Source organism: Mucilaginibacter sp. KACC 22773 (assembly GCF_028736215.1).
Lineage (GTDB): Bacteria > Bacteroidota > Bacteroidia > Sphingobacteriales > Sphingobacteriaceae > Mucilaginibacter.
Genome location: NZ_CP117883.1, coordinates 2,343,594 through 2,358,954, shown reverse-complemented (window position 1 = coordinate 2,358,954; position 15,361 = coordinate 2,343,594). Strand labels below are relative to the sequence as shown.

The window sequence follows — 15,361 nt, the reverse complement described above, 5'->3', positions numbered from 1 at the left end:
AAAAATTTGAATGAGGTTAAAAACTATTGATGCGTCATCATTAACACCGGCGGAAATGCAGGGTTATTTGCACTATGCCATTGCACCCCGGCCGATATGTTTTGCATCCACCATTAATAAAAACGGCGAGGTTAATTTAAGTCCGTTTAGTTTTTTTAATGTGTTTAGTATCAACCCTCCGATATGCGTTTTTTCGCCGGCAAGCAGGGCGCGGGATAACACCACTAAGCATACGCTTGAAAACGTTTTGGAAGTACCTGAATGTGTGATTAATATTGTGAACTATGAAATGGTTCAACAAACCTATTTAACCAGTATGGATTACCCGAAAGGAGTAAATGAGTTTTCGAAAGCGGGGTTTACTGAATTGGCTTCGGAGACAGTAAAGCCACCCAGGGTAGCGGAATCGGCCGTTCAATTGGAATGTGTAGTGAATGATGTGATATCGTTAGGAAAAAAAGGAGGAGCAGGTAATTTGGTTATTGCAGAGGTGAAACGAATTCATATCAATGAAAATATTTTGGATGCTAATGGCCAAATAGACCCTCATAAAATAGATTTGGTGGCGCGTTTAGGCGGTGATTGGTATTGCAGGGTAACCAGCGATAATTTATTTAAAATTGCCAAACCAATAGATAATGCCGGAATAGGTATCGGCGTAGATGCTTTTCCTAAAGAGGTTAAAAACTCCAGCGTATTAACCGGGAATAATTTGGGGTTATTGGGGCTTGTTAAAACGCTGCCATCCGACGATGAGGTAGCAGCCTTTAGCAAAACCGATGAAATGAAAGAACTGCTTGATGCTACCACCGACAGCCACCCTCGCACCATACGCCTGCATTTAAAAGCCAGGCATTTGTTAGATAACGGCCGCGTAATGGATGCATGGAAAGTGTTGTTGATGTAGCTGATTTATTGAGCTTGTCATTTCACCGAAGCTGGCCCGGGCAGCCAAAATCAACGAATATTTTTCCAATCTATAGTATCGTGATCTTCATAGTAATTGGCAATAGATTCAATATCATGAAGGATCGGCTCTGTAGTTACCAGTAAAGCCTAAGGTCATTTCCCCGGTTCAAAAGTCCCGTTTAGGTTAAAAATATTAACCTCCGGTTGTGTACCACCCCGTACCAGGGTGTTTCAGGGCGTACCACCCTGTACCGGTACACACACTTTAACACTAAAAACTACCTTATCATAAAAGAATTCCCCTTATCACCAAGTCAATAGTTCGCATTCAAACGCAGCTCACCTTTCGCTAAAATGACACTCTGAAGGAATGACAAATCGGCGAAAGACTTACGAAGTTTTTTAAACTTCGTAAGTCTGGGATACCGAAATGATTTAAATACGCCCCAGGTGTGTTTTAAAACATAGCCGCTGCTTGCACACCTTCCGGTACAGCCTGCTCCACGCTCCAGTGCTCGGCTATTTTACCGGCCTCAACCCTGAAAATCTGGTAAAATACAAACCCCTTCCCTCCTCTTTTAAATTGCGATTGAACCACAACAAAATCGCCCTCGGCAATAACGCGGTGAATTTTTATTTCGCGGTTGTGGTCGGTCACCAGGTATTCATCCAATGCTTTACCAGTGCTTATAACGGCGGGATCATGTTCTGTATAATCAGCCTTAAGCAATTCAGCGGGCATCTTTTTATGGAGGATAGCCTGATAAAATGCGTTTACAACCTGCTTACTATTTTCTGCAGATGCGGCAGTATCAATTTCGGCGGTTCCGTTGGATGCGGTGATGGTTAGCCCGGTTTGGTCGGGTATTTCCTGTATGGCATCCCAATGCCCTGCCAGCATACCTTTTTCGAGTTCGAACAGATCGATAACAACCATCCGTTTGCCCATGAATTGAATATCAAGGTGGGTAACTACCATGTCACCTTCCTGTATGGCCCTTACAATGGGTGATTTGGCCCCTTCAGGCGGCGGAGGCAAGGTTTTAAGGTAATTGATCATCCCGGTAATACCGACCCTGCCCTGGGCAACTGTAGGGTTATGCTGCCTGTAGTTTTCCAGCACAAATTCGGGGATAAGTTCGGCTTTGTGCTGGCCAACAATCAGCTTATAAAATAATAGTACTCTTTGTTTATTGTTTAGGGTATCCATAGGTGTATTTGCTTTGGCCGGAACAAACGCGCATAAAATAATGCAGCATATGCCCATTGCCGGTAAGTTTGTAATTTTCATTACGATTGATTAGAAATATAAAAATTGAAACGTGTTTAAAACCTACACTGAGAAATCAGCGCTTCCGGGAACCTGTATGAACAGGCCGGGCATCAGGCTACCCTTTGTTGATATGTAGTTGAAGTAATTATGGAGTAAAGATAGCGTTTTGGACAAAGTACGAAACACTTTTGGACAAAAGATTTTCAGACAAAGGATCAAGGGCAAAACCAATGACTAATGACAGCGTAGCGAATGACTAATGACTAAAAAACTTCGGGTACTTTGTAAAACCGGTTATCGAAATTAACCAAAAACAATTCGGTTGTTGCGCGGGTAACGGCCGTGTAAAACCAGCGGAGAAAATCCATATTGATCATTTCGTCGGTTACGTAACCCTGGTCAACAAAAACGGCGTCCCACTGGCCACCCTGGGCTTTATGGCAGGTAATGGCATAGGCAAATTTGATTTGCAGGGCATTATAATATGGATTTAGCTTCAATTCGTTGTGCATAGCCCGTTTGTTGGTAAGGTGGGCGTAGTCTTTCATTACCTCCTCGTAAAACTTTTTTTGGTTTTCCTGTGATAAAGCCGGCGAATCGGCATACAGGGTATCCAGTAATATTTTACAATCCAGTACCGGGTCTTCGGCGTAGTCAATAAATTCTATCTGCACATCGGCAAAACGGAAACCGTACATTTCTTCCGTCCGGCGCACTTTACGGATGCGGGCAATATCGCCATTGGCAATAAAATCGGTACTATTTTCCTCGTTATCCTTGAGCCAAAAGTAGTTGTTTTTAACAATCATGATCTGGTCGCCACCGGTTAGCTCCTCTTCCCGGTACAAAATCCGGTTGCGGATCTGGCCGTTGTACAGGTTAGCATTTTTGTTCGACCGGCAGATGATAAGTGTTCTGTCGTAACCGTATTTCCGGTAGGCGTATTCAAGTCCCTCGGGCAAGCGTTCGCCTGTCATCCGGAAAACGTCTTTATAGCCCTTGGTCACAATTTTAGGGGCAACCGCTTCATCTTTCCTGATCAGGTCACGAATTTCGGTCGCATTAAATAATATTCCCGAGTCCTTTTGCTGGCGAAGCACATCGGTAAGTTCATATTTAAAAATAGTGAGGCCAAATTTATCCTGCATAATTTTTTCGCTCAGGGCCGGGCTGGTATCTGAACCAACCGGCGGCAGCTGGGCGGTGTCGCCAACCAGCATCAGCTTGCAGTTTTTATCGTTGTAAACGTATCTGAGTAAATCAAACAACAATGAAACCCGGCCACCTATGGATTCGTCGCTGATCATGGATGCCTCATCAACAATAAACAAAGTATCGCTTGACAGGTTATCGGCAATGGCAAAGCCATCATCAAGCGTTAAGGCAGCCTTTTTACGGTAAATGCGTTTGTGAATAGTAAATGCCTTTTTCCCCGAGTAATTGGTGATCACTTTAGCTGCCCGGCCTGTAGGCGCCAGCAGCACCGAGCGATAATTATACTGCTTGAGCGCTTTTACCAACGCCCCCACTATGGTAGTTTTACCGGTACCGGCGTAGCCCCGCAATATAAAACACTCATCACCTTCGCGGCTTTGCAAAAAGGTATCCAGGCGGTCAAACAGTTCCAGTTGCTGGCCGTTGGGAGTATGCGGAAATGCTTTGCGGATATGATCAATCACTGTCACCCTGCAAAAATGCTGATAAGTAATTGAAAAACCCTTAGCCATATTAAAAAGCTACGCAGATTAGTTATAAATTTGGCCATGGAATTTGAGGAATACAAGCAGGAAGAACAGGGCGAAGAAGACTACGTAGATATTTATTCGCGGAAGGCAATTTTTGGCTTTGCAATTTTCAGCACAATGTACGCAGGTGTGTTATTAATTATCAATTTATGGGTTGCGGGATATAAGCAAATCATAAGCCAGGTAGTTCTTTTTATTTTAGGCTTCTCATTTCTGTCACGTTACCTTGTTCAACTTTTAGGGTTTAAAATAGATGTTGTAGCATTGCAAAAAACAATCGCAGCAAAAAAACAGTTTACTAACGAGCAGATTTTGCAGTTATCAGCTATAACTGCCATACAAATAGGACTCAACGTTATTGCAGGCTTGGTGCTTACCCGTTATTTTTTCAAAAAGTACTTTCCTGACGACGACTATTACCCAAGGCCTATTTATAGACCTGTGATCATTTTTATCATCCTTATCCTTTTTTTGGGATTTATATTATAAGCGTCGTGTTTTCTACAAGCATTTATGTTGCCTCCTATATGGTATCTGCTAAAAAATATTACTTTTGTTTAAACCGGCATGAGCGAATATAACTACAATTACCATGATGATGACTTTAGCCTTGATAAGGCGCAAGGTTATACTTTACTGATACAAATTGATAAAACAACGTTTACCTACGCTGTAACCGATCAAAATAAGCTAATTGCGGTTGCCGACAATCACCCGCTGGATGAATTAAGTAACCCCGAAGAACTACTGGACCTGTTATCGGCAAATTTTAAAAATGTAGTTATTGGTTTGCCTGCAACCGGTTTTTCGCTGCTGCCACAAACTGTTTTTAACCCGGACAAGCTTACCTACCTGGCCCGTTTCCTGGATGTGAAAGCCGACGAAAAGGTACTATCACAACCGCTTGATAGCCGCAATGTCATTATTTATAAAACTCCCGAAACTATATTAAATGCCGCCGACGAATTTGGCTTACGCAACACTGTTTACACATCAAAAGGCTGGTTAAATGCTTTGGCCCGCAACCAGCCCGGCGACAGAGACTTGTACGTAAACATTAATGGCGGTACCGTTGAAATTGCCAACTTCAATTTCAGCAAACTGCGGTTTTACAACACGTTTGAATTTGCCGGCGAAGATGAACTGGCTTATTTTGTATCATTGGTAACTGATGAGTTAAACCTGCAACCTGCCTACACTTACGTTTACATTAGTGGAGATGTTGATGCAGGCGACAAAAATATTACCCGCCTGGCCGATTTTTTTGGAAAAGTTGAGGTGAATACCACCAAAATTCTGCAAACCCCGCTTGAAATTGAGGGGCATAAAATACTGTCACTTTCTGCCCTGTCATTATGCGTATCATCGGAGGCACTTTAAGAGGATTAAGGCTTAATCCACCCAAAAATCTTCCGGTGCGCCCCACTACCGACCTGGCCAAGGAAGCACTTTTTAATATTCTTTTAAATCAGATAGAATTTGAAGGCATCAAGGTGCTTGATCTTTTTAGCGGCACCGGCAATATCTCATTGGAATTCGCGTCGAGAGGCGCAACGGAAGTAATATCTGTAGACAGGAGCATCCATTGTGTTAACTATCTTAAAGACACATCGCGCCAGCATAAGCTTGACCAGGTAAAGGTGTATAAGGAGGATGTTTTTAAATATCTTCAAATGGAAACCGAGCAGTACGACCTTGTTTTTGCCGATCCACCGTACGACCTGAACAAGATCCCTGAGATACCGAAAATAGTTTTTGAACGGAACATACTGTTACCTGGCGCTTTGCTGATTGTGGAGCATCAATCGATGCAAAACATCAGCCAGCACCCGTCATTTATGGAGCAGCGAAAGTATGGACATTCGTCGTTTTCGTTTTTTAGGAACAAAGCCGACGAACAGGCTTAATCAACTCTCAGAATAGTCAAAGCCGTTTCCGCAAAAAGCTTAAGCTTTTCGTCATCTGCATTGGTAATTATAGCGTCAACCTGGTTTATATCGGCAAATTTCAAATAAGTCTCATTGTTTATTTTACCGGCATCGCATAAGATATAGGTAAAGGCACTTTGTTTGATATAAGCTGATGTTATTTCTGCTTCAAGTTCGCTGTTTGCAAATAAACCGTTTGGGGATATGCCGTCAACGCCTAAAAAGGCCTTGCCGGCCCTGTATCGGCCAATATGTTCGTTTGCTACCTTGCCGTGTACAGCCTGCCTTTTACTGTCAAACTCCCCGCCTATTATATTCAGCGAGACCTGGCAGTTCTGTAATTCATAAATTACTGGCAAGGAGTTGGTTATCACTTTTATCTTTTTATTTTTTATAAACTGGCAAAGCCTGAAAACCGTACTGCCGCAATCCATAAAAATAATATCTCCGTCCTGTATATGTTCGGCAGCTTTGCGGCAAATATTGTCTTTAGCACTTGAATTTTGTGCCGCCTTATTTACAAAATCCTGTGGTTTTGCCAAAGGATCAACCTTCATCCCACCGCCGTGGGTACGGTAAAGTAAGCCGTCGCTGGCAAGTTGGTTTAAATCGCGGCGGGCGGTTATCTCCGAGATGGCGAGAGTTGCTGCCAGTTCTTTGATATCAACTTCGCCGGTGCTGTTTAGTTGCTCGAGTATTTTTTGTTTTCTTTTTTGAAAGTTCATTTAAATAACGTTCATTTGTTCAAAAATAATCAAAATAAATCAAAAACAATCAAATAAGATGAATAAAATCAGAATATTACGAACAGAGATTCTCTCCAAGAATTGGTATACACTCAATAATGTAACGTTTGAGGCTATTAAACAAGACGGATCGGTACATCAGCTCACGCGCGAAGCTTATGACCGGGGTAACGGCGCAACCATATTGCTCTACAATACTGATCTTAAAACTGTGATACTTACCCGCCAATTCAGGATGCCCACCTACATTAATGGCAACCACGACGGAATGCTTATTGAATGCTGCGCTGGCCTGCTGGATGAAAACAATCCGGAAGATTGTATCAGGAAAGAAACAGAAGAAGAAACCGGTTATAAAATAACCAATGTAAAAAAGGTATTTGAGGCTTACATGTCGCCCGGATCGGTAACAGAAATATTATATTTTTTTGTAGCTGAATATACACCCGACATGAAAGTAAGTGATGGCGGCGGCCTGGATGAAGAAAATGAAAACATAGAAGTATTGGAATTGCCGTTTACCCAAGCTTTAAACATGATCAGCACTGGCGAAATAAAGGACGCCAAAACAATAATGCTTTTACAGTACGCGCAACTAAACAACCTGGTATCATGACAAGTAAACCCCTAATCATTTTAATTGCAGGCCCCTATCGCTCAGGCACAAATGACGATCCCGAACTGATGGCCAATAATTTAAGAAAAATGGAAGAAGTCGCGCTACCTATTTTCAGGGCAGGGCACATTCCGGTAATAGGCGAATGGCTGGCACTGCCCCTGTTAAAACAAGCAGGATCAACACATCCGTGCGATGAAGCTTATCAGGAAATATCTTACCCGGTATCGCGCCGTATACTCGCTAAATGTGATGCCATTTTAAGGATACCCGGCGAATCAAAAGGAGCCGATGGCGATGTTCAAATTGCCCTGGAGCAAGGCATTAAGGTTTATTATAACCTGGAAGATATTATTGCGCTTTAAATTCAACCGCGTGCTTAAACTTTAAAAATCATTGCTACTTTTGGTACAGTATTAATACCATTCTACTATGAAGATCGCCCTTTTCCCAGGTTCGTTTGATCCGGTTACCAAAGCACATGTGGATATCGTGAAACGCTCTGTTGGCCTGTTTGATAAGCTTTATATAGGCGTTGGTGCAAATAGCAGTAAACAAGGATTATTGAGTATAGAAACCCGGGAGCAAATGTTACGGGCTGTTTTTAAACACGACGACCGGATACACATTGTGGCTTACGAAGGACTCACCGTAAATTTTTGCAAAAGCATCGGTGCTGCCTATATGATCAGGGGCATCCGTACAGTATCTGACTTTGAGTACGAAAAAGCGATAGCCCAGATGAACCATGCATTAATGCCTGACATCGAAAGCATATTTATAGTAAGCAAGCCGGGCTATTCGTCTATCAGTTCAACCATCGTACGCGAAATTATGCGTCACCATGGCGATGTGGCCCAGTTTATCCCTTCAGAGGCATTAGCTTATTTGTAGCCAGCTTTTCTTTGTGCAATACATCCAATATAGATGGAAAAGTATTGTCAATAATAGGCTCAATGTGTTCTTTTTCAAACCAGCGTACATCGGTAATACCTTCTTCTTTTTGGGGCTTCAGTTTCTCTTTACCCTTGCAATCCATTTTAAACCAGTGTGTTTTTTTCAGCACTATTTCTCCGCGGTTTATATATACGTGGTAGGTTTTACAAATTTTCTCATTAAGCCTGCTCACTTTAATACCACATTCCTCTTCTACCTCGCGCACGGCGGCTTCCTTAACTTTTTCTTCTTTCTCTATTTTCCCTTTGGGCAAATCCCATTTATCATTACGGTAAATAAATAAATAATGGCCTGCGGTATTCTTTACAAGGCCACCTGCAGCCTCAATAACCGTAATGCTTTTTTTAACAGATTTTAAAAATTCTTTAACATTATTACATTTAATGTAGAACAGCTTTTTGGGGTTGGCCAGTATCCAGGTGTAAATTATTTTAAGATCAAAGGACTCTGCATCAAGCTTTTCGTATTTTTCTGATCCATGAGGTTCTGATTCAGTTAGCAGGATAACCTTTTCGTTAATATAAATTCTGTATTTTTGGGCCATGTTTAATAATAATGAGATAGAACAGCAGGTTGCCGAGTTCCTGCTGCAAATTAAAGCAATTAAATTACAACCTAATAATCCTTTTACATGGGCATCAGGATGGAAATCGCCTATTTACTGCGATAATAGGGTAACGCTCTCTCATCCTTCAATCCGCACCTATATCAGGCAACAATTAACTGTTATTATCCAGGAAAAATTTGGCAGTGTTGGCTGTATTGCAGGTGTCGCTACAGCGGGCATACCACAAGGCGCCCTGGTAGCACAGGAAATGGGCCTGCCATTTATATACGTGCGCGCCAAAGCTAAGGAACATGGTACAGGCAGTTTAATTGAAGGCGATGTGCAAACTACCACCGGGAAAAGGGTTGTTGTAATTGAAGACCTGATATCAACCGGAAAAAGCAGCCTGCAAGCTGTCGATGCTTTAAAATCAGCCGGATTTGAAGTTGCGGGCCTTGCCGCCATTTTTAGCTACGGTTTTGATATAGCTACAGAAAACTTTAAAAATGCAGGTTGCCCTTTTGTAACGCTATCAAACTACAACGCATTGATAAAATACGCCGAAGCAAATCAATACATCAGCGAAAAAGATGTGGCCTTATTAGCGCAATGGCGAGAAAACCCATCTGCCTGGGGCCAAATTGCATCGAGCTAAAAAATAGTTTGAGTTATGAGTATTAGGTTGCGAGCTTCATTGTTCCATCTAAAACTTATAACTCTCCACTCAAAACTTAAAACCTCTTATGAGTACATTTACCAGCGCCATCAGCATAAACAAGCCTATAAACGAGGTTTACAACTACCTGGCCGATTTTAATAATCACCAAAAATTAATGCCGGATAGCATACAGGAATGGGTGTCTACCACCGATGAAGCCAGTTTCAGCATACCCAATATGGCCAAACTATCATTAAAGATAGATAGCCGCGTGGTAAACCAGGAAATTGTAATTAAACCGGCAGCTAAACCACCCTTTGCTTTAGAACTAAAATGGTCGTTATCCCCAAATAACGACCAAACAGATATTGTTTTTACTATTAATGCAGAGTTAAGCATGATGCTGAAGATGCTTGCTTCCGGGCCCCTGCAAAAATTAGCCGACCATGAAACGCAAAGTTTAAAAGGTATATTAGCCTAAATTTGCGCTGGCGTTTAACGGGTATTAATATACCTTGCGTTTTTGTATATTGTTGAAAGCTATTACTACGTTGATAATAATTAAGCTAACTATTAGTGCTCCCATGACTGTTAAAAATTAAATTTTAATTAATATATAATAATATAGTCAAAGGTTGTTCCATAGGTTCATGATCTGGTAAATTATGATATTTAACGTATGAATCAGCCGTTTAGTTTCAAGCACGCAAATATTTTGTGCAATTGCATCCACGGTTGCCAAAAAAATGGGCAAACAAATTCTTCCCCATTTCCCCAATCCTTTACACAAACATAATATCAGCTTAATTTACCATAAACGAAGTTTTTAGCTTATTTTTGCGCCAAATTACAGGTGCAGCATGATCACGGTATCCAATCTATCTTTACGTTACGGTAAACGTACTTTATTTGAAGACGTTAATCTTAAATTTTCTCAGGGCAATTGCTACGGCATTATCGGTGCCAACGGCGCCGGTAAATCAACATTTTTAAAAATTCTTTCGGGAGATATTGACCCTACCAGCGGTTCGGTAAGTTTTACTCCCGGTGAACGAATGGCAGTATTAAGTCAAAACCATTATGCTTTTGACGAATTTACAGTACTTGAAACCGTAATGATGGGCCACAAGGAAATGTATGCTGTAATGAAAGAAAAAGATGCCATTTACCTTAAAGAAGATTTTACTGATGCCGATGGCGAACGCGCCGGCGAACTGGAAAATCTTTTTGCCGAAATGGACGGCTGGAATGCCGAAAGTAATGCTGCCACCCTTTTAAGCAACCTTGGCATAAAGGAGGAATTCCATTATAACCTTGTAAAAGATCTGGATAATACCCAAAAAGTACGTGTGTTACTGGCACAAGCTCTTTTTGGCAAACCCGACATTTTACTATTGGATGAGCCTACCAACGACCTGGACATCCATACCGTAAGCTGGCTGGAGGATTTTTTAGCCTCATACGAGGCTATCGTTTTGGTAGTATCGCACGACAGGCACTTCCTGGATACCGTGTGTACCCACGTGGTAGACATCGACTTTGCCAAAATGACCATTTATACCGGTAACTATACTTTCTGGTACGAATCGAGCCAGCTTGCACTGAAACAACGTTCTGACCAGAATAAAAAGACGGAAGAGCGGGTTAAAGAACTGCAGGAGTTTATCCGTAGGTTTAGCGCCAACGCATCAAAATCAAAACAGGCCACCAGCCGTAAAAAGGCGCTGGATAAAATTAATATTGATGAAATTCAACCATCAAACCGTAAATATCCGGGCATCATATTCAACAACCTTGGCCGCGAAGCAGGTGACCAGATATTACAGGTTGAAAACCTGAAGAAATCACTTAACGGCGAGCTACTGTTCAACAATATTAGCTTTACCGTTAATAAAGGTGATAAAATTGCCATACTATCACAAAACAGCCTTGCTACAACAGCCCTTTATAATGTATTAACCGGCAGGGACGCCGATTTTAAAGGCGCATTTAAATGGGGTGTTACTATAAACCCGGCAGATATCCCTATTGATAACGCCGAATACTTTAAAGGCAAAGATGATAACCTGATTGACTGGCTGCGCGAATATTCGCCGGGCGAAAAGGACGACCAGTTTATTCGCGGCTTTTTAGGCCGGATGTTATTCTCGGGCGAGGAAGTTTTAAAGAAAAGCAATGTACTATCTGGTGGCGAGAAAATGCGCTGCATGTTTAGCCGTATGATGCTGCAACAAGCCAACCTACTGATGTTTGATGAACCAACCAACCACCTCGACCTGGAATCCATCACCGCCCTTAATAATGGCATGAAAGACTTCAGGGGCACTATCCTGTTCACCTCACGTGACCATGAGCTGGTTGAAACCGTAGCCAACCGCATCATTGAATTAACACCTGGCGGTTATATTGATAAGCTGATGACCTACGATGAGTACATTAATAGCCCGGTAGTTCAAAAACAACGCGAGGAGCTGTACGCAGCAGTTTAAAAGGCAGAAAGTCAACAAAGACGGAAAGTCAGGATTTAAAAAATGACAAAATTCTTTCGGACTTTCCGACTTCTATATTTTCCGACTCCAATAAAAATTGGCATATTTGCAACCCGGTAAAAAACCGGAACGACTTGGTAGCTCAGCCGGTAGAGCAACTGACTCTTAATCAGTGGGTCGAGAGTTCGATCCTCTCCCAGGTCACCTTTAAACCCCATTTGCGCTATGTAAATGGGGTTTTTTATTAAAAATGGTTAATGTTTTGTTAGTCCAAAATCATTATGATTCTTTAACACTCTGCTTTAACATATGCAGCTCGCAGATAGCGTCCTCCATTTTTTTCTCTAAATTCCGATTCTGGCCTCCTGTAATTCGATAGTATTTTAAGGGAAATTACATCTGTCAACCCGCATCAATGGCCTCGGCAATAGATGATCGGTTCTGCACATCGAGCCGTGCGACCTGGGTATTCGGCAATTGGTTAAGTTCCGGTTCATTTTTGGGGGAGCTCGTCGTAGCGATAATAATCGAATCCTTTTGCTGGAACCGTTTGGCGGTTTCCCGCCCAATTCCGGAGGACGCGCTGGTGATCAGAATAGTTTTTTTCATGGTCTTATATCATTTTGTTGACACAAAATTCCGGCTATCCAGCTTCCCTGACTTGACATTATCTACGCAATCCTTGACAATTTCACGGTAAAAGCATCTTGAAATTTAAAAAAGGGGAAATAACTACAACTAACCGGGAATTCCACTAATAGCCCGGGGCAGGTATTCGCCGCATCTTTGTATCGTCAACAAAAACAAAAAACTTAAAAACTTAAAAAAATGGAAACTCAAGCAAAATCTCAAACAGTAAAAAATGTAGTATTGGTACATGGCGCATTCGCCGATGGTTCAGGATTTAAAGCGCTTTACAGCGAATTAACTAAAAAAGGGTATAACGTATCGGTTGTACAAAACCCGCTAACCTCATTGGAAGACGATGTTTTGGCAACACACGTTGCTCTGGATAGGATTGGCGGTCCGGCTATCCTTGCCGGGCACTCATGGGGTGGCGCGGTGATCACCGAAGCTGGCAATCACCCAAATGTTGCCGCCCTGGTTTATATCGCGGCATTTCAGCCAGACAATGGCGAGTCTGCCCTGCAATGGTTACAAACTGCTCCCCCTGCACCTGAGAACGGCGTGCTTCCTCCTGATGAAAAAGGAATTGTATACTATGACAAAGATAAATATCATGCAGGCTTTTGTGCAGATATCGACGCGGATGAAGCAGCATTTATGTATGCTTCTCAGGGTGCTTTTTATGCCAAAGGCTTTGTAAGCCCCATCACCGATGCTGCCTGGAGGCACAAACCTGCTTATGGCCTGATCGCTACTGAAGATAAAAGCATTAACCCGGACATACAAAGAAATATGTATAGCCGGTCGAACACACAAGTAACCGAAGTTAAAGGCAGTCACGTTATCTTCATGTCGCAGCCCGAAATCGTTGCAGGTGTCATTATTGAAGCTGCTCAGGCAGTGTCAGCCCAATAACAAGAATACCAATTCGCCCACAATCCCTATTTGCTGTGACCGGTAAATGGGGATTGTGCATTTACGGCAAGTTTTAACTTTGTGCTTTGACGCTTCTTTAGTACTTTGGAAGTTCGTTTGATCAACCATGAAACTTACACTAAGAGAGGAAAGCACCGGCGGCGAATTGCTGCTTTTTAAAGAAGAAGCGGGTTTTGACCGCCTGTTTTTTAGCAGGGATAGGTTCAATAAGTATTTTACCATCGCCTGGAACCCCGGAGAACGCCAGACTGTTACCATTGACGGCACCAAATATGATTTCCCGGCCAATTCCCTGCTGACCCTTTTGTTTAACCAAACTTTCAGCTTTGAAAATTCTGCAGGCATCGTTGCCTGGCAGTTTAACCGGGAATTTTACTGTATCATCGATCATGACAGCGAAGTAAGCTGCGTGGGCTTCCTGTTCAGCAGTACCGATCATATGTTTGTTCAGTTAAATGATCCTGCACAACAAAAGCTAAAATTGCTGTCAGATGTTTTCATCGACGAATTTCAAACCTCAGACAATATTCAGAATGAAATGCTGCTGGTACTGCTCAAACGCCTCATCATTTATGTGACCCGGCTGGCAAAATCCGGTTATGTACCGGTCAAAAAGTTGCAGGACGAAAGGTTTCATATCATTAGAAAATTCAACCTGCTGGTCGAAGCTAATTTCAAAACAGAGCACTCCGTTAGTTTTTATGCCGATGTGCTTTGCAAGTCGCCTAAAACCTTATCCAACCTTTTTGCCATTTTCAATCAGAAGACCCCATCACAGATCATCCAGGAAAGAATCACGGTAGAGGCTAAGCGGCTTTTATCCTATACCGACAGGTCGGTAAAGCACATTACCTTCGAACTCGGGTTTGAAGATGTGCCCTACTTCTCCAACTTCTTCAAAAAAAATGCCGGCCTATCGCCATCGGACTTCAGAAATTCGCCAAAAGATTCCAAAGAAGGGAAATAGTCACAACTAACCGGGAATTGTGCCTATGATCTCCGGTCGCTTTTCACCGCAACTTTGTATCGTTGATCCAAACAAAAAAACTCAACGACAAAATCATGAAAAAGCAAACATTAAAGAATTCATTAAAAGGCGGCATTGTAGCCTTAACAGTTGCGTTAGCTACAGTAACAGGCACAGTAACTGAAGCAGCTGCACAAGCAGTAAAAAATGTAGTATTGGTACATGGTGCCTTTGCAGATGGTTCCGGGTATAGAGCCCTGTACACCGTACTAACCAAAAAAGGATACCATGTAACAGTAGTACAAAATCCGCTGACTTCGCTCGAGGACGACGTAACTGCCACAAAAACAGCCCTGGACAAACAGGATGGCCCTGCAATTTTAGTAGGACATTCATGGGGAGGAGCTGTAATTACAGAGGCGGGTAATCACCCTAAGGTAGCTGCCCTTGTATATATCGCCGCTTTCCAGCCAGACAATGGCGAATCTGCCCTGCAATGGCTTCAAACGGCCGCTCCGGCTCCGGAAAACGGCGTTCTTGCTCCTGATGATAAGGGGATTGTATACTATGACAAAGATAAATATCACGCCGGCTTTTGTGCTGATATCAGTAAAGAAGAAGCAGATTTCATGTATGCTTCCCAGGGCGCCTTCTACGCAAAGGGTTTTATAACGCCCATTACTCATGCTGCATGGAGAGACAAACCTGCTTATGGCCTTATTGCCACAGAAGATAAAAGCATTGCCCCGGAAATTCAACAGGCGATGTACAAACGTTCCAATACCAAAGTTACCGAGATAAAGGGGAGCCATGTCATATTCATGTCGCAACCCGAAAAAGTGGCGGCAGTTATTATAGAAGCCGCAACAAAAGGCACTCAGAAAAAATAACTTAAGATGGTGTTAAGACAGATGAACTACTTAAGACAGTCTACAAGTTCGATATACTGACAGCTATAAACAT

General features: G+C 42.4%; 18 protein-coding genes and 1 tRNA gene. 14 read left to right on the top strand and 5 right to left on the bottom strand.

Annotation, left to right across the window (positions count from 1 at the left end):
- Positions 1 to 10: 10 nt before the first annotated feature.
- Positions 11 to 907, top strand: a complete 897-nt coding sequence (locus tag PQ469_RS10105) for a flavin reductase family protein (RefSeq protein ID WP_274212852.1) — start codon at positions 11 to 13, stop codon at positions 905 to 907.
- Between the two features lie 459 nt (positions 908 to 1,366).
- On the opposite strand, the gene PQ469_RS10100 is transcribed toward PQ469_RS10105, so the two are convergent.
- Both PQ469_RS10100 and PQ469_RS10095 read right to left on the bottom strand, forming a co-directional pair.
- A complete protein-coding gene (locus PQ469_RS10100; protein WP_274212851.1) occupies positions 1,367 to 2,200 on the bottom strand; it encodes a nuclear transport factor 2 family protein in 834 nt (277 codons plus the stop codon).
- A 245-nt stretch (positions 2,201 to 2,445) separates the two neighbouring features.
- Positions 2,446 to 3,909 carry an ATP-dependent DNA helicase gene (locus tag PQ469_RS10095; protein ID WP_274212850.1) on the bottom strand — a complete coding sequence of 488 codons (1,464 nt, stop codon included), beginning with the start codon at positions 3,907 to 3,909 and terminating at the stop codon, positions 2,446 to 2,448.
- A 36-nt stretch (positions 3,910 to 3,945) separates the two neighbouring features.
- On the opposite strand from PQ469_RS10095, the gene PQ469_RS10090 reads away from it, so the two are divergent.
- The 3 genes from PQ469_RS10090 (at position 3,946) to rsmD (ending at position 5,834) form a co-directional block, all read left to right on the top strand.
- A complete protein-coding gene (locus PQ469_RS10090) occupies positions 3,946 to 4,416 on the top strand; it encodes a hypothetical protein (protein WP_274212849.1) in 471 nt (156 codons plus the stop codon).
- Between the two features lie 78 nt (positions 4,417 to 4,494).
- The gene (locus PQ469_RS10085) at positions 4,495 to 5,307 is read left to right on the top strand and encodes a DUF3822 family protein (protein ID WP_274212848.1); all 813 of its coding nucleotides are present in this window, start codon (positions 4,495 to 4,497) and stop codon (positions 5,305 to 5,307) included.
- The gene (rsmD, locus tag PQ469_RS10080; RefSeq protein WP_274212847.1) at positions 5,283 to 5,834 is read left to right on the top strand and encodes a 16S rRNA (guanine(966)-N(2))-methyltransferase RsmD; all 552 of its coding nucleotides are present in this window, start codon (positions 5,283 to 5,285) and stop codon (positions 5,832 to 5,834) included. Before PQ469_RS10085 ends, rsmD begins: the two co-directional genes overlap by 25 nt.
- Here rsmD and PQ469_RS10075 read toward each other — a convergent pair.
- Positions 5,831 to 6,580: a DeoR/GlpR family DNA-binding transcription regulator gene (locus tag PQ469_RS10075; protein ID WP_274212846.1), complete on the bottom strand. Its 750-nt coding sequence runs from the start codon at positions 6,578 to 6,580 to the stop codon at positions 5,831 to 5,833. The genes rsmD and PQ469_RS10075 overlap by 4 nt on opposite strands.
- A gap of 58 nt (positions 6,581 to 6,638) precedes the next feature.
- Between PQ469_RS10075 and nudK the strand changes: the two genes are divergently transcribed.
- From nudK to coaD, 3 genes are all read left to right on the top strand, one after another.
- A complete protein-coding gene (gene nudK / locus PQ469_RS10070) occupies positions 6,639 to 7,217 on the top strand; it encodes a GDP-mannose pyrophosphatase NudK (RefSeq protein WP_274212845.1) in 579 nt (192 codons plus the stop codon).
- On the top strand, positions 7,214 to 7,582 hold the full coding sequence (locus tag PQ469_RS10065) for a DUF4406 domain-containing protein (RefSeq protein ID WP_274212844.1): 369 nt from the start codon (positions 7,214 to 7,216) through the stop codon (positions 7,580 to 7,582). Before nudK ends, PQ469_RS10065 begins: the two co-directional genes overlap by 4 nt.
- Before the next feature lie 67 nt (positions 7,583 to 7,649).
- Positions 7,650 to 8,111, top strand: a complete 462-nt coding sequence (gene coaD, locus PQ469_RS10060; RefSeq protein ID WP_090646857.1) for a pantetheine-phosphate adenylyltransferase — start codon at positions 7,650 to 7,652, stop codon at positions 8,109 to 8,111.
- On the opposite strand, the gene PQ469_RS10055 is transcribed toward coaD, so the two are convergent.
- Positions 8,080 to 8,718, bottom strand: coding sequence for an NUDIX domain-containing protein (locus PQ469_RS10055; RefSeq protein ID WP_274212843.1), 639 nt, complete (start codon positions 8,716 to 8,718; stop codon positions 8,080 to 8,082). The two genes, coaD and PQ469_RS10055, sit on opposite strands and share 32 nt — an antisense overlap.
- Here PQ469_RS10055 and pyrE point away from each other — a divergent pair.
- From pyrE to PQ469_RS10035, 4 genes are all read left to right on the top strand, one after another.
- A complete protein-coding gene (gene pyrE / locus PQ469_RS10050) occupies positions 8,717 to 9,376 on the top strand; it encodes an orotate phosphoribosyltransferase (RefSeq protein WP_090646850.1) in 660 nt (219 codons plus the stop codon). The genes PQ469_RS10055 and pyrE overlap by 2 nt on opposite strands.
- 88 nt (positions 9,377 to 9,464) lie before the next feature.
- Positions 9,465 to 9,860 (top strand): SRPBCC family protein, encoded by a 396-nt coding sequence (locus tag PQ469_RS10045; RefSeq protein WP_274212842.1) that lies wholly within the window; start codon positions 9,465 to 9,467, stop codon positions 9,858 to 9,860.
- A gap of 379 nt (positions 9,861 to 10,239) precedes the next feature.
- Entirely contained in the window at positions 10,240 to 11,868 is a 1,629-nt protein-coding gene (locus PQ469_RS10040) for an ABC-F family ATP-binding cassette domain-containing protein (RefSeq protein WP_274212841.1), read from the top strand.
- A gap of 131 nt (positions 11,869 to 11,999) precedes the next feature.
- Positions 12,000 to 12,072 (top strand) — tRNA-Lys (locus PQ469_RS10035).
- A gap of 198 nt (positions 12,073 to 12,270) precedes the next feature.
- Here PQ469_RS10035 and PQ469_RS10030 read toward each other — a convergent pair.
- Positions 12,271 to 12,477: an SDR family NAD(P)-dependent oxidoreductase gene (locus tag PQ469_RS10030; RefSeq protein ID WP_274212840.1), complete on the bottom strand. Its 207-nt coding sequence runs from the start codon at positions 12,475 to 12,477 to the stop codon at positions 12,271 to 12,273.
- 219 nt (positions 12,478 to 12,696) lie between these two features.
- Between PQ469_RS10030 and PQ469_RS10025 the strand changes: the two genes are divergently transcribed.
- The 3 genes from PQ469_RS10025 (at position 12,697) to PQ469_RS10015 (ending at position 15,288) form a co-directional block, all read left to right on the top strand.
- On the top strand, positions 12,697 to 13,410 hold the full coding sequence (locus tag PQ469_RS10025; RefSeq protein WP_274212839.1) for an alpha/beta hydrolase: 714 nt from the start codon (positions 12,697 to 12,699) through the stop codon (positions 13,408 to 13,410).
- A 127-nt stretch (positions 13,411 to 13,537) separates the two neighbouring features.
- The gene (locus PQ469_RS10020) at positions 13,538 to 14,398 is read left to right on the top strand and encodes a helix-turn-helix domain-containing protein (RefSeq protein ID WP_274212838.1); all 861 of its coding nucleotides are present in this window, start codon (positions 13,538 to 13,540) and stop codon (positions 14,396 to 14,398) included.
- A 95-nt stretch (positions 14,399 to 14,493) separates the two neighbouring features.
- On the top strand, positions 14,494 to 15,288 hold the full coding sequence (locus PQ469_RS10015; protein WP_274212837.1) for an alpha/beta hydrolase: 795 nt from the start codon (positions 14,494 to 14,496) through the stop codon (positions 15,286 to 15,288).
- The last annotated feature ends 73 nt before the right edge of the window (positions 15,289 to 15,361 follow it).